This window comes from Pseudomonas sp. 6D_7.1_Bac1 (genome assembly GCF_025465945.1).
GTDB lineage: Bacteria > Pseudomonadota > Gammaproteobacteria > Pseudomonadales > Pseudomonadaceae > Aquipseudomonas.
The window spans coordinates 56,155-73,612 of record NZ_JANLNW010000070.1 but is presented as its reverse complement, the minus strand read 5'-3'; the positions used below and the strand labels follow the sequence as shown (position 1 = coordinate 73,612).

Annotated in this window: 13 protein-coding genes; 11 read left to right on the top strand and 2 right to left on the bottom strand. The window is 60.3% G+C overall.

The genetic code is table 11. The features are described 5' to 3' along the window. The first annotated feature begins 71 nt into the window (after window positions 1-71). The 10 genes from NTD87_RS18655 to NTD87_RS18610 all read left to right on the top strand — a co-directional run bounded on the left by NTD87_RS18655 (window position 72) and on the right by NTD87_RS18610 (window position 10,089). Window positions 72-1,223 (top strand): DUF2515 family protein, encoded by a 1,152-nt coding sequence (locus NTD87_RS18655; protein ID WP_262115642.1) that lies wholly within the window; start codon window positions 72-74, stop codon window positions 1,221-1,223. Next, window positions 1,220-1,903 carry a hypothetical protein gene (locus NTD87_RS18650; RefSeq protein WP_262115579.1) on the top strand — a complete coding sequence of 228 codons (684 nt, stop codon included), beginning with the start codon at window positions 1,220-1,222 and terminating at the stop codon, window positions 1,901-1,903. Before NTD87_RS18655 ends, NTD87_RS18650 begins: the two co-directional genes overlap by 4 nt. 13 nt (window positions 1,904-1,916) lie before the next feature. Further along, the gene (locus NTD87_RS18645) at window positions 1,917-2,423 is read left to right on the top strand and encodes an Hcp family type VI secretion system effector (protein WP_262115578.1); all 507 of its coding nucleotides are present in this window, start codon (window positions 1,917-1,919) and stop codon (window positions 2,421-2,423) included. After that, window positions 2,420-2,896, top strand: coding sequence for a hypothetical protein (locus NTD87_RS18640; RefSeq protein WP_262115577.1), 477 nt, complete (start codon window positions 2,420-2,422; stop codon window positions 2,894-2,896). The genes NTD87_RS18645 and NTD87_RS18640 overlap by 4 nt, the downstream gene beginning before the upstream one ends. Before the next feature lie 153 nt (window positions 2,897-3,049). Next, window positions 3,050-4,117, top strand: a complete 1,068-nt coding sequence (locus tag NTD87_RS18635; protein ID WP_262115576.1) for a DUF2333 family protein — start codon at window positions 3,050-3,052, stop codon at window positions 4,115-4,117. A gap of 3 nt (window positions 4,118-4,120) precedes the next feature. Further along, window positions 4,121-4,690, top strand: coding sequence for an NUDIX hydrolase (locus NTD87_RS18630; RefSeq protein WP_262115575.1), 570 nt, complete (start codon window positions 4,121-4,123; stop codon window positions 4,688-4,690). A 192-nt stretch (window positions 4,691-4,882) separates the two neighbouring features. After that, window positions 4,883-5,254 carry a translation initiation factor Sui1 gene (locus NTD87_RS18625; protein WP_262115574.1) on the top strand — a complete coding sequence of 124 codons (372 nt, stop codon included), beginning with the start codon at window positions 4,883-4,885 and terminating at the stop codon, window positions 5,252-5,254. Window positions 5,255-5,475: 221 nt separating this feature from the next. Beyond that, window positions 5,476-7,389 carry an arginine decarboxylase gene (gene speA / locus NTD87_RS18620; protein WP_262115572.1) on the top strand — a complete coding sequence of 638 codons (1,914 nt, stop codon included), beginning with the start codon at window positions 5,476-5,478 and terminating at the stop codon, window positions 7,387-7,389. Window positions 7,390-7,888: 499 nt separating this feature from the next. Further along, entirely contained in the window at window positions 7,889-9,307 is a 1,419-nt protein-coding gene (locus NTD87_RS18615; protein WP_262115571.1) for a contractile injection system protein, VgrG/Pvc8 family, read from the top strand. After that, entirely contained in the window at window positions 9,304-10,089 is a 786-nt protein-coding gene (locus NTD87_RS18610) for a DUF4123 domain-containing protein (protein WP_262115569.1), read from the top strand. Before NTD87_RS18615 ends, NTD87_RS18610 begins: the two co-directional genes overlap by 4 nt. A gap of 220 nt (window positions 10,090-10,309) precedes the next feature. On the opposite strand, the gene NTD87_RS18605 is transcribed toward NTD87_RS18610, so the two are convergent. Beyond that, on the bottom strand, window positions 10,310-11,659 hold the full coding sequence (locus tag NTD87_RS18605; protein ID WP_262115567.1) for an MATE family efflux transporter: 1,350 nt from the start codon (window positions 11,657-11,659) through the stop codon (window positions 10,310-10,312). 432 nt (window positions 11,660-12,091) lie between these two features. On the opposite strand from NTD87_RS18605, the gene NTD87_RS18600 reads away from it, so the two are divergent. Further along, window positions 12,092-16,990: an alpha-2-macroglobulin family protein gene (locus NTD87_RS18600; protein ID WP_262115565.1), complete on the top strand. Its 4,899-nt coding sequence runs from the start codon at window positions 12,092-12,094 to the stop codon at window positions 16,988-16,990. Between the two features lie 135 nt (window positions 16,991-17,125). Here NTD87_RS18600 and NTD87_RS18595 read toward each other — a convergent pair whose 3' ends face one another. Then, complete coding sequence (locus tag NTD87_RS18595; protein ID WP_262115563.1) at window positions 17,126-17,419, bottom strand: hypothetical protein; 294 nt, start codon at window positions 17,417-17,419, stop codon at window positions 17,126-17,128. Window positions 17,420-17,458: the final 39 nt, after the last annotated feature.

The following is a 17,458-nucleotide window of genomic DNA, read 5'->3' as shown; positions in this document are numbered from 1 at the left end:
CGTCGACCCGATTCGGACGGGGTTTTCGGCTGGTAGGGTTCAGGCATTCCCTTAGACGCCATCCGCAAATCATGACCCAGTGTTTCAAAGAGCAACCCTGTGATGAGCAGCGGCTGAACCACAACAGCACGCCAGTGACTGACTGTGAGTGTAAAGAGGTGCGGCTTTATGGCAGCAAGACGCTCGTTACCGACGTGCCAATTCTTACTTGCGCATGCCTTTGGCATCGCTACCAGCGCGCGGCGGAAGAAATCGTTGCGCCTGATGGTGTATTGATCGCCGACCCGGTAGAGCGCAACCGTGTGATCAACGCTGCCTACGCTCGCTTGTGGCTGCACGATCCGAGGTTCCAGTGGGCCGGGCTGGCGGCGTTTGCCTCCAAGCAGGTCGGCTGCGGATTGCTCCACGCGGCGGACAGTATCGATCTCATCCACGATGAGCATGTGGCGCGGCAGCGTTTGCGGGACAGCCGCCGTGAGTCCGGGCTGTTGACGCCGGGCAGGATGTCCGAACAGGCGCAAGAGTTGCGTGACTATAAAGAAGCCAACGCGCGCAATCCTGTGCCTTCTGTGGATTTTCGTTCAGCGGGGGAGGACTTGTCGTGGGTGCAACAGCAATTCCGGTATGTGCACGACATGATGGCGATGGGGAATACCACGCTGTTTCTGGATGTTTTTCCGTTGCATGAGTTTTATGCGAAGCGTGGGTTGGGGGAGTTGAAGAAGTGCCTGGAGACACGTGCGGGGATTTATGGGCAGCCGAAGTTTCCTGTGCTGTGGCCGGTGGGGCAGGAAACGCTTCGTTTCGGGCAGGATCGCACCGAAATTTTGTTAGCTTTCGAGGCGATAGAGGCGGGCGACATTGCCAGTAGCGTGGAGTATTTGGCATGGCATGAGCAGCGAAACATTCTCCAGCCAACGATTTATGAGGATCGTCAATTGGTGGCGCTGCTGCGAGGCAACCATGCCTCCTACGTGACCGGTTTCCCTTCCGGTGTCGCCCAGGCGATCGAGTTGACCCTCACCAGTCAATGCCAGCGTGTTGACGATGGACGCACCATCGGTTTTGGCAACAACCCGCTGGCGGACTTGTCGGACATCAAGCAGCGAATGGCATTCGTGCTTCAGGCAGCGGCACGCTTTGATCAGATGCTCAGCGATCACAACCGTAGCGCATTAGAGCAGTCGATCAGCGAGATCGCATCGGGCGGTAGCAGGCTATGAATCTGCGAGCACGGCTGTTCGGCTGGCGCTGCGGCGCCTACCTTCTACTTCTGGCGGTCTTGACGTGGGCCGCCATCCATCAGCTGACGCAACCTCTCTGGGACGAACCCGAAATCGTCCTGGAAATGGGTGGCACGTATGAAGAGCTGCGCAGGAACTCTTCAGCCCTCTTTAGTCCGGAGATTCGCGGGCACATCTGGTTCGGCATTCCCATGACCGATGCAAGATTGCGATTCGTCGACCCGCAGTTTGGATTCACGACGCCTGCGGCGCGTTATTTCACTGTCAACTTTGACGACAATGTCGTTTACGGCATCAGCATGTCTCCACAGATCGAGCCGCTCCTGATTGATGACGTTCTTAAAGTCGTTCTCGACCTGCAAGACCAATGGCGCGAAAAAGGTTGGGTGGCGAAGGGGCTGAGAAACAATCCCACGATAGCCGATACCCCTGAATGGCGGGCATGGCTTCGGAAAGGAATTCTGGCCGGGCGATCCTATTGGCAAGCGGGTGATAAGTATCAGGTCTTGCTGGCACTGGGTCGATTCAAGGATTACAGGCATCCGACCGAAGAGCGCTACCTCATCACGCTAGAACTCGCCAAACCCTGGACGCCCTTCGACGAAATCGAAGACATGTACGACGAACCCCGCCACTTTCCTGCCCCTCAACCCAAATAAAAGGAGTCCCACCATGCCAACCCCCGCGTTTATGACTCTCCACGGTGAAAGGCAAGGCCTGATCAGCGCCGGGGCCTTCACCGAGGCATCGGTGGGCAACATCTATCAGTTGGGCCGTGAGGACCAGATCATGATTCAGGCCCTGAGCCACGGCATTTTTGTGCCCAAAGGGTCAGGCGCCGGGCGTCGGATGCACAAGCCCTTGGTCATCACCAAGGCCATTGACAAGGCATCGCCGCTGATCAACATCGCGTTATGTTCCGGCGAGTTGCTCAGCAAGTGCCGCGTCGAGTGGTATCGCACCTCGGCTCATGGCACGCAGGAGCATTTCTACACAATGGAGCTGGAAGACGCGGTGATCATTGGCGCCGAAGTGCTGATGCCGCATTGTCTGGACCCCGGCACTGCTCACCTCACTCAGTTGGAGAAGATTCACTTCAGCTACCGGCGAATCTATTGGCGGCATGAGATCAGCCGGACCATGGGTTCCGATGAGTGGAATACAGAGGCGCAGGCATGAGGTTGGTCAAGGAACTTCATCTGTCCGCATGGGAGCGTCAACATGCGTATTCCAGCGAACAAGCGCTGGAACACGTCCGCCTGGCATTGCTCGATCGGCAACCCATCGAAGGCCTGGGCGAGTTGCGTGCCGGCCTGCTGATTGATCTCGACAGTGAGGTGCTGGAGCAACTCGAGAGTGGCAAGTGGTGGTTGATCCGGGCTGAGGCCGACTTTGGCGATTGGGCGGTGCCAGTACGTTCTTTTGATCAAACGGTCATTGAATTGATGAAAAAACCACCTATCCAGGCCTCAAGATCACCAAGGATTTTCCGCCTCGTTAGCAGCGTAACCGCCGAGCCGCTGGCTCAGCAGCGTTACATTGCGACGGTGGACGGGCTCACTGCCCAACGCCGAACCGACGGCGAAGGCATCGCGCATCTATTTGCGCCGGCCGAGGTGCAGCAGATATCAATGGAGGTTATTGGCGTTTAGCGCGGGCATGGACGCTTGAGTTAAATAACAACAGATGCCGCGGGCTCGAACGGTAATTTTCCGGATAAGCCCAACGGTGGGTGCCGACCGAAGGCGCGTTGTTGTATGGTTGTGGTCGAACCGATGAACTCAAGTGATTGAAAGGATATCGCCATGCTGGACTGGAAGAACCGCACAGGCAGCGCACCTGAACGTGCCGCCGAACCCAAGTCGGCAACCCGCAGCTATTTCGGTGGTTTGTTGTTCAGCCGAGCGCTGGCCACACTGATCGGCCTGTACTTGCTGGTGACCGTCGTCCTGGGGATCTACTGGAGCCAGGAGCCGGCCCTGTTCCCGGTTCAGCAGAATGCGCAAATAGCCGCCGAGAAGGAAGGCAAGCAGCTGGTCGTCGGGTACACGACGGTGGAAACCCTCAAGACCGTTGCCGGAACCTTGCTGCACAAGCCGGGTGGCTATATTTCCAACGACCGTTTCCCGCCGGGCCTGTGGATGGACAACATGCCGAGCTGGGAATACGGCGTGCTGGTGCAAGTGCGTGACCTGACCCGTGCCATGCGCAAAGACTTTGCCCGCTCGCAGTCGCAATCCGCCGAAGACGCCGATCTGGCCAAGGCCGAGCCGCGCTTCAACTTCGACAACAAGAGCTGGATGCTGCCGTCCAGCGAGTCGGAATACCAGGAAGGTATCAATTCCCTGAGCCGCTATCAGGCTCGCCTGTCCGATCCAGCGCAAAAAAACGCCCAGTTCTATGCGCGTGCCGACAACCTGAACAACTGGCTGGGTGATGTCGCAACCCGTCTGGGTTCGTTGTCGCAACGGCTGTCGGCCAGCGTCGGTCGGGTCAAGCTCAACACCGCACTGAAAACCGAAACCCTGGCGCCGGGTCAGGTGCCGGTGGTTGAGGAAGAGCTGGTACAAACGCCTCGGCTGCAGATCGCCGACGTGTTCTACGAAGCGCGGGGCCAGGCTTGGGCACTGTCGCACTTGCTGCGTGCCATAGAAGTCGATTTCGCCGACGTGCTGGCGAAGAAAAACGCCACCGTGAGCGTGCGTCAGATCATTCGTGAGCTGGAAGCGTCTCAGACAACCGTCTGGAGCCCGATCATTCTCAACGGCAGCGGTTTCGGGCTTTTGGCCAACCACTCGCTGGTCATGGCCAACTACATTTCGCGGGCCAACGCGGCGGTCATCGATTTGCGTCAACTGCTCAATCAGGGTTGAGTCATGGTCACCAACACCAACGAGGCTGCGCATCGCGCAGCCTCTGACGCCGAACAGATTGCCTGGGTCGACGAGCAGGACAACCTGCTCGGGTCACTGGTGCGCTCGGAGCTGCGTGAGCGCGGGCTGATCGGGCGCGGGACTTACATCATGCTATTCAACTCTGCCGGTGAACTGTGCGTGCATCAGCGCACGTTCAGCAAAGCCATCTATCCGGGGTATTGGGATGTGGCGGCGGGCGGCATGGTGCTGGCGACCGAAACCTACGCCGAGTCGGCGGCCCGTGAGCTGGAAGAAGAGTTAGGCGTCAGTGGGGTGGAACTGACCGCCCACGATCATTTTTTCTTCGAGGACACCGGCAATCGCCTGTGGTGTTCGGCGTTCTCGGCGGTCTGGGACGGTCCGTTGAACCTGCAACCGGAGGAAGTGCTCCAGGCACGCTTTATTCCCATCGAACAGGTCATGCAGGAAATCACGCAAAAGCCTTACTGCCCGGACTCTCTGGCCGCGTTGAAGCGCTATCTGCGCTCGTGTGGGGGCGACGTTGTAAAGGACGTCGCAAAAGATCTATAAATTGGCGCCGATTGGCTCTTAGCAAGTGCGCTTTTTGCCGTTACACTGCGCGACCTTTTCAAGCTGAACCGGCACTCCTTTTTGTAGGGGCGTCCGGTCAGTAGCGCTGCCCCTGCCTGAGTGGGGCTTCGCGGTCGATAGCACGTGCCAACGTTGCTGCGACCAGTCTTTGTCCTCCCAAGAGGATTGCCGGTGGCCAAAAAAGCCGCATCCTTCGCCGCCCTTGGTGGCCTGGTATTTTCCACCGACGCAGGTCGACATTGCCCGGACTGTAGCCAGCCGGTGGCAGCCTGCATCTGCAAACAAACCGTTATCCCGGCCGGCGACGGCATCGCGCGCGTGCGCCGCGAAAGCAAGGGCCGTGGCGGCAAGACGGTGACCACCATCAGCGGCGTGCCGCTGCCTATCGATGCGCTCACCACGCTGGCCACGACGTTGAAGAAACGGTGTGGTACAGGTGGCGCATTGAAGGACGGGATCATCGAGATCCAGGGCGATCATGTCGAGCTACTCTTGGCAGAGCTGATCAAACTCGGTTTCAAAGCGAAGAAATCCGGCGGCTAGCAGCCTCTGTGAAGACCACCCCGACTTGATGCAGTCCTGATCCGATTCAGGTTTAACGTCGTCTCCATGGTTTTCACAGAGCCTGTTCTGACCGGTTTCTAAACTCAGCGCTGATAACGAGGTCTACAAGCCCGTTGCAGGCTAATCGTCATTTTCATTCTTTAGACTGCGCCAGCCCTCAACCCGGGTGGCGCTCTTTGACTTCTTTATAGGGGACTTCGATGTCCGTACGACGCACACGCAAAGACGATGGCAGCCAATGGACAGTTGCGGACAGCCGCAGTGTTTACGGGATTCGCCATTGGGGGGCCGGGTATTTCGCGATCAGTGACGCCGGTCGCGTAGAAGTTCGTCCGAACGGCCCGAGCAGCGCACCTATCGATTTATTCGAGCAAGTCGCACAGCTGCGCAAAAGCGGCCTGTCCTTGCCACTGCTGGTGCGCTTTCCGGACATCCTGCAAGACCGCGTTCGTCAGCTGACCGGCGCCTTCGACGCGAACATCGAGCGTCTGGAATACCAGAGCAAGTACACCGCGCTGTACCCGATCAAGGTTAACCAGCAAGAAGCGGTGATCGAGAACATCATCGCCACCCAGAACGTTTCCATCGGTCTGGAAGCCGGCTCCAAGCCGGAACTGCTGGCCGTGCTGGCCCTGGCGCCGAAGGGCGGCACCATCGTCTGCAACGGTTACAAGGACCGTGAGTTCATCCGTCTGGCACTGATGGGCCAGAAGCTGGGCCATAACGTGTTCATCGTGATCGAAAAAGAATCCGAAGTCGGCCTGGTGATCGAAGAAGCCGCCTCGCTGAAGGTCAAGCCTCAAGTCGGTCTGCGGGTGCGCCTGTCGTCCCTGGCGTCGAGCAAATGGGCTGACACGGGCGGCGAAAAGTCCAAGTTCGGTCTGTCGGCCGCTCAACTGCTATCGGTAGTCGAGCGCTTCCGCGCGGCGGGCCTGGATCAGGGCATTCGCTTGCTGCACTTCCACATGGGCTCGCAGATTGCCAACCTGGCGGACTACCAGCACGGCTTCAAGGAAGCGATCCGTTACTACGGCGAACTGCGCAACCTGGGGCTGCCGGTGGATCACATCGACGTTGGCGGAGGCCTGGGCGTCGACTACGACGGTACCCACTCGCGTAACGCCAGTTCGATCAACTACGACATGGACGATTACGCCGGTGTCGTGGTCGGCATGCTCAAGGAATTCTGCGACGCGCAGAACCTGCCGCATCCGAACATCTTCTCCGAGAGCGGTCGTTCGCTGACCGCTCACCACGCCATGCTGGTGGTGCAGGTGACCGACGTCGAGAAACACAACGACGACGTGCCGGAGATCGATAACAAGCAAGAACTGCCGGAAACCGTGCAGTGGCTGGTAGACCTGCTCGGTCCGACCGACATCGAGATGGTCACCGAAACTTACTGGCGCGCGACGCACTACATGAGCGACGTGGCCACCCAGTACGCCGATGGCAAACTGACCCTGGCCGAAAAAGCCCTGGCCGAGCAATGCTACTTCGCCGTCTGCCGCCGCCTGCACAACTCGTTGAAAGCCCGTCAGCGTTCGCACCGTCAGGTGCTCGACGAACTGAACGACAAATTGGCCGACAAATACATCTGCAACTTCTCGGTATTCCAGAGCCTGCCGGACACCTGGGCCATCGGCCAGGTACTGCCGATCCTGCCGCTGCACCGTCTCGATGAAGAGCCGATGCGCCGTGCGGTGCTGCAAGACCTGACCTGCGACTCCGACGGCAAGATCAAGCAGTACGTCGACGAACAGAGCATCGAGACCAGCCTGCCGGTACACGGGCTCAATGATGGCGAAGACTACCTGCTGGGGATTTTCCTGGTGGGCGCTTACCAGGAAATTCTCGGCGACATGCACAACCTGTTTGGTGACACTGACTCGGTGAACATCTATCAGAATGCCGACGGCAGCGTTTACCACGCCGGTATTGAAACCCACGACACGATCGAAGACATGCTGCGTTACGTGCACTTGTCGCCGGAAGAGCTGATGACCCATTACCGCGACAAGGTTGCCAGCGCCAAGATCAGCGCTACCGAGCGTACCCAGTACCTCGATGCGTTGCGCCTGGGTCTGACTCGCTCGTCTTACCTGTCTTCTTGAGGTAACGAGCGGCTGTGACTAGGGTCTGTTGACGTTTGGTGACGACCGCGACGGCGACCCATTTGGCGCAGGGCAAGGCGCGAGGAACGCAGTTTGGTTGTTCCCAATAAGTTCCGAGCAACGCCGCCCTGCGCCAAATGGGTCCCGTCCCTTCGGGTTGCGCGCCAACGTGCGCGAGGCTGCGTTGCGGGATTTGCCAAGGGAACAACCATTGGCGGCATCCCGCGCCTTGCCTCGCACACGTTGGCACAGCAACGCGGCTCGCCACCAAACGTCAACAGACCCTAGGTTGTCTGAAAAGACTCCACGTAATGTGGAGTTTTCGGAAGACCTGGTACGGCATTTCTTTATCTTCGCAGCGATTTTCCACGCGCCTGCACTATCAACGATGTGTGGTCTCTATTTCACGTAGGCCATTTCCTAAGTTGTATTTCGGCACTCTACTCGGCCATGTCTCTCAGCGAGAATCCCCGGCCGCCCCTCCTGTAGAGACACGCCGATGTTCGATTCTGTCAACGAGCCGTCATTTCGTCTGGAGATAGCGGGTCAGCCCCAACCCTTTGCCGTTGTAGCCTTTACCGGTAGCGAGTCCATCAGCCAACCCTTTGCTTTCCAGCTGGACCTGCAGCTCGATGAGTTGCGGCTGGACATCGCCAGCCTGATGTTTCGTTCGGCGTACCTGGGTTTCGGGGGGGCGGGCACCGGTATCCATGGACAGATTCATGACCTCACTCCGCTTCACGACGACGCGGTGCCTGCGCTCTGGCGTCTGTGCCTGGGTCCGAGACTGGCCTGCCTGGCGCAACGCTTCAACCAGCGAATATTCACCGGGCTGTCAGTCCCGCAGATTCTGGTTCAGGTACTGAAGGAGCACGGCATAAACGAAAAATCCTGTCGATTCGAGCTCAAGAGCGACTACCCCGTGCGGGACTTTTGTACTCAATACCGCGAATCGGATTTAGCGTTTGTGCAGCGCCTGTGCGAGCAAGCACAGATTCATTACCACTTCCTGCACCGCAAGGGCGGCCATTGTCTGATCTTTACCGACTCTCGACGAAGCTTGTGTCTAAGCGACAGCGCAACCTTTGATGCGCTGGGCACTGTGCCTGCTGTCAGGCGATTCAAGGTTCATGCTCACGCCGATGTGGCCGGTCAGGGCAGGGTGTTGAAAACCGTCGCAGAGGGCGAAACGGATCTGCCGAACGTGCGTAGCGGCGTACTGATGCCGTTGTCGGGCCATCCCTGTGCTGACTGGAATCACTTGTGGTTGCTGACCCGAGTCGAGCATTCGGGTAGCCAGGCGCAGATGCCGCGCTATCAGAACCGCATTTGTGCGATTCCCTGGGAGACGCCGTTCGCAGCGTTTTGCCCGAGCGTGAAGCCACGGATGAACAGTGTGCAACGTGGCTGGGTGATCGAGGTGGACGATGTACACAGTGACTTAGCGCAACGCATCGCCGTGCAGTTTGATTGGCTGTATCAGGGCGAGGGCGCAAGACCCAGCCACTGCTGGCTGCCGGTCTCGCCCCAACTGTCTGCCGACACGGTTGCCGCATTAACGGCGGGGGTTGAGGTCTGTGTGAGCTTTATCGACGGCGACCCGGATCAGCCATTGATAATCGGTGTATTTCAGGGGGCAGCGTTCACGGCTGATACCGTATTGCCTTGCGAAGCACCCCCGCCCTCGGCAAACGAGGACAGCCTCCAGGCAGTGGAGCCAGTACCGGTCGGGGAGTCGACCCCGGCTCTGGAGGATTTGCCATCGGCTGGCCGCGATGACTTGTTGACGTTGGTCCAGAGCAGTCAGCCCTTGGTGTTGCTGTGCTTGATACCCGGCGGGGGCAGTTTCATGTATTGCCAGCAAGCGATCTGTGTCTGCCGCACGCTGGCAGGGCTTGGCCAAAGTGGTGCGGCATGATCGCTGTCCAGTCGGCGCAATGGCTCTTGCTGGATGTCCCGGGCTCGCCGGATGCCGGGCGCAATCTGCAGCAGCGTTTTGCCGATGCACCGCGTTACCCGCTGTTCGAAAACACCGACCTGCATGTGTTGCGCGACCAGGGGCCGCAGTTGATCGAACTATCGGCACAACCGTCTCTGGCGCACTGTTGCCACGGCGAGCCGGCGGACTGGCCGGGGTTGCTGCTGGTCAGCTCCGCACCCTCGGAGCAATTGCTTGGGCACCTTCGACGTATGCTCACGGTCACGTTCGGGCTTCATTACAGAGGCCTGCTGAGCTACTACAACCCCTTTATCGCCAGTTATTTTTTTGATGCCTGTGATGCCCGCGAACTGAGCCGCTGGCTGGGGCCGATCGATAAGGTGTACTGGTATGGCGGGACCTGGGCAGACCGGGCGATCGGCAGTTTGGGTTGGCAGTATTTGGTCAACCCGCGATTGGCTGTCAGCGAACTGGCCATCGAAGACAACCTCAGCCTTCACCAGCAGGGTAAGTTGCAGGCGTGCCTGCTGGAGCGGCATGCCTGGCACTGGAGTCGCTCGACGGGCCACGACTTTGACGCGATCTGGTCCTGTGTGCAGGAAGGACTCGAACAGGGTTTCAGCGAAAGCGCAGTCCTCGATGGCTGGTTGCGGCTACGCTTGCAGTACCCGTCAGCCACGCCTGAAGAACATCTGCCGGGGCGGACTCAGCAAGAACGGCTCGACAGCTTGCGCAATCGTTGGCAGAACGATCGATCCTGACATCACCGCGCTCGTATGGGCAAATGACGATGAAGAACTGCACTCGTAGCAGCTGCCGAGCCTGCGAGGCTGCGTTCGAGGACGCAGTCCTCGCAAATCCTGAGTACGCGGTTGGCCTGAAAGAGCGCGGTGCCTGATTTTACGACCGCTGCGTCCGGATGCGGCCCAGACCGAACGCAGCCTCGCAGGCTCGGCAGTTGCTACTCCAGACCGCGCCGGTTCAGTGAGCTAAACCTGTGAACCAGCCATCGTTCTTGCGCAGGTTCCAGGCGATCGCTCCAAGTGTCAGGCTGCGCAGCAACATGAACAGCAGAAAGGTCAGCCACAGTCCGTGGTTGCCGAAGTCTTGCAAGGCCCAGGCAAATGGCAACAACACCAACACCGTCAGCAGCATGCCGTTGCGCATTTCCCGGGCACGGGTGGCGCCGATGAACAGGCCATCGAGCAAGTAGCTCCAGACAGCGATCAGCGGCAGTGCGGCGAGATACGGCAGGTAGATGAACGCGGTGTCGCGCACGCTCTGGATGTTGGTTTGCATCTTGATGAACAGATGACCGGCGCACAGGAACAGCAGCGCAAACCCCAGGCTGGCAATCAATGACCAGCCGCAGGCCACCACCAGGGATCGGCGTAAAGCCTGGCGGTCGCGAGCGCCGATGGCGTGACCGCACAACGCCTCCACCGCATGGGCCAGGCCATCCAGGGCGTGGGCCGTCAACAGCAAACCATTTAATAGCAGGGCATTGGCCGCCACCGTCGCATCGCCGAGCCGTGCGCCTTGCACGGTGACCATGAAAAACACCGATTGCAGCGCCAGGCTGCGAATGAAAATGTCGCGGTTGACTGTCAGCAGCGGCCGCCAGCTTTGCCACAACGCCAGTGCCGCCCAGGCGATATGCCCTGGGTAGGCGCGCAGGGCGCTACGCGTCATGGCCAGGCCGAGCAGGGCGCCGGTCCATTCGGCGATCACGGAAGCGTGGGCCGCCCCGACCACACCCCATTGCAGACCAATGACGAACCACAGGTTGAGGGCGATGTTCACCAGATTGGTGGTCAACAGAATCGCCAGCGGGGCACGGGCGTTCTGGGTGCCGAGAAACCAGCCGACCAACGCATAACTGGCCAGCGCCGCCGGTAGGCCAAACAGCCGGGTGTGGAAAAACTCCCGGGTCAGTTGATCGAGTTCGGCAGATGGCTGCATGAAGTGCAGCGCCACACCGCTCAGCGGAACGCCAAGCATTCCGAGCAGCAGCGACAAGCCCATCGCCAATAGCAAGCCTTGCAGCAGGATCTGCCGCAACGCCGCGCCGTCACCGCGCCCGGCCGCCTGCGCCGCGAACCCGGTGGAGCCCATGCGCAGGAAACCCATGGCCCAGGCCAGAAACGTGTACAGGCTGGCGCCCACTGCGACGGCGCCAAGCTGATGGGCGTGGGGCAGGTGACCGATCACCGTGCTGTCGACCAGCGCCACCAGCGGCACGGAAATGTTCGAAAGAATCATCGGCGCGGCAAGCGCCCAGACACGGCGATGGGTCGAGCGATCGCGCCAGTCGGTAATCAGCGTAGACATTCAGGCTCCTTGCGAGAGCAGGCATTGTAGCGGCAGAACCGACGTTGAGTGCTCTTGTGGCTAGGGGGCTTGTCCTACTTACCAGACAGTTAAGAGATTCCGGGGCAACGCATGACTCGTAGCAGCTGCCGAGCCTGCGAGGCTGCGTTCGGTCTGGGCCGCATCCGGACGCAGCGGTCGTAAAATCAGGCAATACGTTCTTTCAGGCAAACCGCGTGCACAGGATTTGCGAGGACTTCGTCCTCGAACGCAACCTCTCAGGCTCGGCAGCTGCTACAGGGGGGCAGAACGAAAATATGTACAGATACTTATGCCCTCAAGCGGGAGCAAGCTCCCTCGCCACAGGTTTGTACGCCGTCGGTCAATCCGACCAGCCCGGCAAGCGCTTGGGCTATAGTTCAACCCTTCGATACACCAGCCAACGAGTGCCCCATGTTTAACAAAGGATTGTTTCTGGCCTGCGCGCTGACGCTGCTCAGCGCCTGCGATTCATCGACCTCCAGCAAGGCTCCGGCCAGTTCCGCACCGCCAGCGGCTGCGGCCACGACGCCCAAGGCCGTTCAGGATGTCGCTGCGTTGAAGCAGCGTTACGCCGGCCGTGAGCTGAGCGTGGTGGATGTCTCGGAAATCCAGCTCGACGGCGCCAGCACGCTGTCGGTGAGTTTTTCGGTGCCGCTGGACCCGCAACAGAAGTTTGCCGACAAACTGCACCTGGTGGACAGCAAGACCGGCAAGGTCGATGGCGCCTGGGAACTCTCGGACAACCTGATGGAACTGCGCCTGCGCCATCTTGAGCCGCAGCGCAAACTGGTGCTGACCGTCGATGCCGGACTGTTGGGGGTGAACGATGCCAAACTGGCCGCCGAATACGTCAGCCGTCTGGAAACCCGTGACCTGCAACCGACCGTGGGTTTCGCCAGTCGTGGCACCTTGCTGCCGACTCGTCTGGCGGAAGGCTTGCCGGTGATCGCGCTGAACGTCGACAAGATCGACGTCGAATTCTTCCGTATCAAACCCGAATCGCTGCCGGCGTTCCTCACCCAATGGGGGCGCAACAGCAGTCTGCAAAGTTATGAATCCCGTGAACTGCTGCCGATGGCCGATCTGGTCTACGGCGGCCGCTTCGACCTGAACCCGGCGCGCAACACCCGCGAAACCTTGCTGCTGCCGATCGCCGGCCTCAAGCCGTTGCAGCAGCCGGGCGTCTATCTAGCGGTGATGCGTGCCTCTGGTACTTACAGCTACTCGCAACCGGCGACCTTGTTCACCCTCAGTGACATCGGCTTGTCGGTGCACCGTTACCAGAACCGTCTGGACGTGTTCACCCAAGCCCTCGAAGGCGGCAAAGCGCTGGACGACGTCAACCTTGAACTGCTCGACGCCGATGGCCGTGTGCTCGGCCAGGGCAAAACCGAGAAGGGCGGCCACGCTGAGTTGCCGCTGCCGAAAAAGGCCGAGGTGCTGCTGGCCCATCAGGGCGAACAAACCAGCATGCTGCGTCTCAACAGTGCGGCGCTGGACCTGGCCGAGTTCAACATTGCCGGGCCGCAAGCCCATCCGCTGCAGTTCTTCGTGTTCGGCCCGCGCGATCTCTACCGCCCCGGCGAAACCGTACTGCTCAATGCCTTGCTGCGAGACAAGGACGGCAACGCGGTCAAACCGCAGCCGGTCAGCGTCGAAGTGCGCCGGCCGGATGCGCAAGTCAGCCGCAAGTTCGTCTGGGACGCTGATGCCTCGGGGCTCTATCAATATCAACTGCAACTGGCCGGCGAAGCGCCGACCGGGCGCTGGCAATTGGTGTTCGACCTGGGCGACGGCAAGCCGCAGCTCTACGAATTCCTGGTCGAAGATTTCCTGCCTGAACGCCTGGCCCTGGAACTCAAGGGCAGCGATGTGCCGATCAAACCGGCTGACACCGCTGAAATCAGCGTCAACGGTCGTTACCTCTACGGCGCGCCGGCGTCGGGCAATCGCTTGAGTGGTCAGGTTTACGTGCGGCCCTTGCGTGAGGCGGTCAAAGGTTTACCGGGTTATCAATTTGGCTCGGTCACTGAAGTAGAGCTGAGCCAGGACCTGGAGCTGGATGAAACGGTGCTGGACGCCAATGGCGAGGCGGTGATTTCCCTTGAGAGCAAATGGGCCGCGGCCAAGTCGCCGCTGCAACTGATCGTTCAGGCCAGCCTGCACGAGTCCGGTGGCCGGCCGATTACCCGCCGCGTGGTGCAACCGGTGTGGCCGGCAGATCGTTTGCCGGGCCTGCGTGCGTTATTCAAGGGTGAAGAAACCAACGGCGATGGTCCGGTCGAGTTCGAACTGTTGATGGCCAACAACGAAGGTCAGAAGCTGGCCGCCGACAACCTCAAGGTGCGGCTGATCCGTGAGCGCCGCGACTACTACTGGAACTACTCGCAGAACGATGGCTGGAGCTATCACTTCAACGAAAAATTCCTCAACCTCGACGAAGAAACCCTCAGCATCAAGGCGGGCGACACGGCGAAGGTCAGCTTCCCGGTGGAGTGGGGCCCGTACCGCGTCGAAGTCGAAGACCCACAAACCGGCATCGTCAGCAGCCTGCGCTTCTGGGCCGGCTACCGTGCTCAGGACAACGCCGGAGGCGGTGCGGTGCGTCCCGACCAGGTCAAACTGGCACTGGATAAACCGGCCTACGGCGATGGCGATACGGCCAATGTCACCGTGACGCCACCGGCTGCCGGCAAGGGTTATCTGCTGGTGGAATCGGCAGATGGCCCGTTGTGGTGGCAGGCAATCGATGTGCCGGCCGAAGGCAAAAGCTTCGCGGTGAAGCTCGATCCGAAGTGGTCGCGCCACGATCTGTACGTCAGTGCACTGGTGATTCGTCCCGGCGAGCGCAAAGCCAACGTCACCCCAAAACGTGCGGTCGGCGTGCTGCATCTGCCGCTTGACCGGACTCAGCGCAAACTCGCTCTGGGCCTGACGGCACCGGAAAAAATGCGCCCGAAACAACCACTGACGGTGAAGGTTCAAGCGAAAAACGCCGATGGCAGCGTGCCGCAACAGGTGCATGTGCTGCTGGCGGCGGTCGACGTCGGCATCCTCAACATCACCGAGTACCCGACGCCGGACCCGTACTCCAGCCTGTTTGGCCGCAAGGCCTACAGTGCCGACCAACTCGACGTTTATGGGCAACTGATCGAGGCCGGCCAGGGGCGTTTGGCCAGTCTGGCCTTCGGTGGTGACGCGGCACTGGCCAAGGGCGGCAAACGCCCGGACACCAGCGTGACCATCGTCGCCCTGCAAAGCGCACCGGTGACCCTGAACGAACAGGGCGAAGGCGAAGTCAGCGTCAACATCCCTGACTTCAACGGCGAACTGCGTTTGATGGCCCAGGCCTGGACCGATGATCGCTACGGCATGGCCGAAGGCAAAACAGTGATCGCCGCGCCGCTGATTGCCGAACTGTCGGCACCACGCTTCCTCGCCGGTGGCGACCAGACCACGTTGGCGCTGGACCTGTCGAACCTGTCGGGCAAGGCACAGAAACTCGATGTGCAACTGAGTGCCGAGGGGCAATTGGCCCTGGTCGACGAGTCGTCTCAAAGCGTGCAACTGAACCAGGGCCAGCGCACCACGCTGCGGATTGCGGTGCGTGCCCTCGGCGGTTTCGGTCAGGGCAAGGTCAAGGTGCTGGTCAACGGTCTCGACCTGCCGGGCGAGAACCTGCCGCCCTTCACCCGCGAGTGGACCCTGGGCGTGCGCCCAGCGTATCCGGCGTTGCTCAAGCACTATCGTGCGGTGCTCAAGGATCAACCGTGGAGCTTGCCGGAAGGTGAGTTGTCGCTGTTCGAACCAGCCGGGCGTGAAGCCTTGCTCAGCCTGTCGAGCCGGCCGCCGCTGAACCTTGGCGAGCAGATTCGTGCACTCAAGGCTTACCCTTATGGTTGTCTGGAACAAACCGCCAGCGGTCTGTATCCATCGCTCTATGCCGACGCCGCGAGCCTGAAACGGCTTGGCCTGGAAGGCGAGCCGGACGCGGACCGCAAGCGCAAGATCGAACTCGGTATCGAGCGCCTGCTGGGCATGCAGCGCTACAACGGCAGCTTTGGGCTGTGGGGCGCCGATGGCGAAGAAGAATACTGGCTGACCGCCTATGTCACCGACTTCCTGCTGCGCGCTCGCGACCAGGGTTTTGCCGTACCGCCCGAGGCGCTGAAAAAGGCCAGCGAGCGACTGCTGCGTTACCTGCAAGAGCGCAACCTGATCGAGGTGAACTACAGCGAAAACGCCGAGCACACCCGCTTTGCCGTGCAGGCCTACGCCGGTCTGGTGTTGGCCCGTAGCCAACAGGCGCCACTGGGGGCGCTGCGCAGCCTGTTCGATCGCCGCACCGATGCCCGTTCCGGTCTGCCGCTGGTACAGCTGTCGATTGCCTTGCAGAAAATGGGCGATCAACCACGCGCGGACCAAGCCTTGCTCGCGGGTCTTGCCGCCTCACGCAAACCGAATGACTGGCTGGCCGATTACGGCAGTCCGTTGCGCGATCAGGCGCTGATACTGGCGTTGCTGGAAGAGAACGATCTGGACAAGGGCAAGCGTGACGAGCGGTTGTTCGAACTGTCCGATCAACTGGCCGCCAGCCGATACTTGTCGACCCAGGAGCGTAATTCGCTGTTCCTTGCAGGCCGAGGCCTGCTGGGTAAACCGGAAGCCAACTGGGCGGCGCAACTGAGCGTTGGCAATGAAACCCGCGAGCTGAGCAATAATCAGCCGGGGCTCAAGCTGCAAGGGCCGTTGCTGGCCGCGCCACTGTCGCTGCGCAATGAAGGCAGCGAACCGGTCTTTCAGCAACTGACCATTTCCGGTTATCCACAGCAGGCGCCGGTTCCTGGTGGTGAGAACCTGAGCATTCGCCGTGAGTACCTGGGCATGAACGGCCAGCCGTTGAATCTCAAGGACCTGGCCAGTGGCGATCTGGTGCTGGTGCACATTGCGGTCGGCGCCAAGCAGCGGGTACCGGATGCGTTGGTGGTGGATTTACTGCCGGCGGGCCTGGAGTTGGAAAACCAGAACCTGGCGCAAAGCGCCGCGAGCCTGGAAAACGCCAGCAGCAAGGTCAAGGAGTGGCGCGACTCAATGCGCAACGCCAGCCTCAAGCATCAGGAGTTCCGCGATGATCGTTACGTTGCGGCGCTGAACCTGGACGGCTACGGCACCACGCACTTGTTGTACCTGGCGCGGGCCGTAACCCCCGGCACCTACCGTATACCGCCGCCGCAAGTGGAGTCGATGTACCGGCCGAACTGGCAGGCCGTGGGCGAAACCGTGCCGGAGATGGTGATCAAGGGGCGTTAGCCGCAGCGCAAGCTGAATTGTGGGAGCGAGCCTGCTCGCGATAGCGGTCTTTCAGGCAACCTGTTAGTTGAGTCTGAAGCCGTCATCGTCGGATCGCCGCCCGGAGCAGGCTCGCTCCCACATGGGATCACGGTGTTAGTGAACAACCCAGCTCAACACCCACAACCCGAGCACCAGCCAGATAATCCCGGCGATGATCGAGGCGCGCATGAAGGCGCGGATCGCCGAGTACAACAGCATCAAACCAATGATCAGCACGAGAATGCTGATGATCGAGGGCTCCATGCCCAGTGCTCGTGACAGCCCGTCGACAAAGTTACCGCTGGCGTGAGTCAAGGCGTTGAACAACCCACTGAGCGTATCGACGATGAACCGGATGACTGAACCCAGTGCCTGGCCAAGCCATTCGAAAAAGCTGTTTTCTTGCATGTATGCGTCCTGATGAAAGAGTGGGGGCTCGAGCTGAGC

What these genes read in the sequence shown, in the direction of transcription:
- NTD87_RS18655 (WP_262115642.1), top strand. Translation starts at nt 72, where the DNA reads ATGACCCAGTGTTTCAAAGAGCAACCCTGTGATGAGCAGCGGCTGAAC.
- NTD87_RS18650 (WP_262115579.1), top strand. Translation starts at nt 1,220, where the DNA reads ATGAATCTGCGAGCACGGCTGTTCGGCTGGCGCTGCGGCGCCTACCTT.
- NTD87_RS18645 (WP_262115578.1), top strand. Translation starts at nt 1,917, where the DNA reads ATGCCAACCCCCGCGTTTATGACTCTCCACGGTGAAAGGCAAGGCCTG.
- NTD87_RS18640 (WP_262115577.1), top strand. Translation starts at nt 2,420, where the DNA reads ATGAGGTTGGTCAAGGAACTTCATCTGTCCGCATGGGAGCGTCAACAT.
- NTD87_RS18635 (WP_262115576.1), top strand. Translation starts at nt 3,050, where the DNA reads ATGCTGGACTGGAAGAACCGCACAGGCAGCGCACCTGAACGTGCCGCC.
- NTD87_RS18630 (WP_262115575.1), top strand. Translation starts at nt 4,121, where the DNA reads ATGGTCACCAACACCAACGAGGCTGCGCATCGCGCAGCCTCTGACGCC.
- speA (WP_262115572.1), top strand. Translation starts at nt 5,476, where the DNA reads ATGTCCGTACGACGCACACGCAAAGACGATGGCAGCCAATGGACAGTT.
- NTD87_RS18615 (WP_262115571.1), top strand. Translation starts at nt 7,889, where the DNA reads ATGTTCGATTCTGTCAACGAGCCGTCATTTCGTCTGGAGATAGCGGGT.
- NTD87_RS18610 (WP_262115569.1), top strand. Translation starts at nt 9,304, where the DNA reads ATGATCGCTGTCCAGTCGGCGCAATGGCTCTTGCTGGATGTCCCGGGC.
- NTD87_RS18605 (WP_262115567.1), bottom strand. Translation starts at nt 11,659, where the DNA reads ATGTCTACGCTGATTACCGACTGGCGCGATCGCTCGACCCATCGCCGT.
- NTD87_RS18600 (WP_262115565.1), top strand. Translation starts at nt 12,092, where the DNA reads ATGTTTAACAAAGGATTGTTTCTGGCCTGCGCGCTGACGCTGCTCAGC.
- NTD87_RS18595 (WP_262115563.1), bottom strand. Translation starts at nt 17,419, where the DNA reads ATGCAAGAAAACAGCTTTTTCGAATGGCTTGGCCAGGCACTGGGTTCA.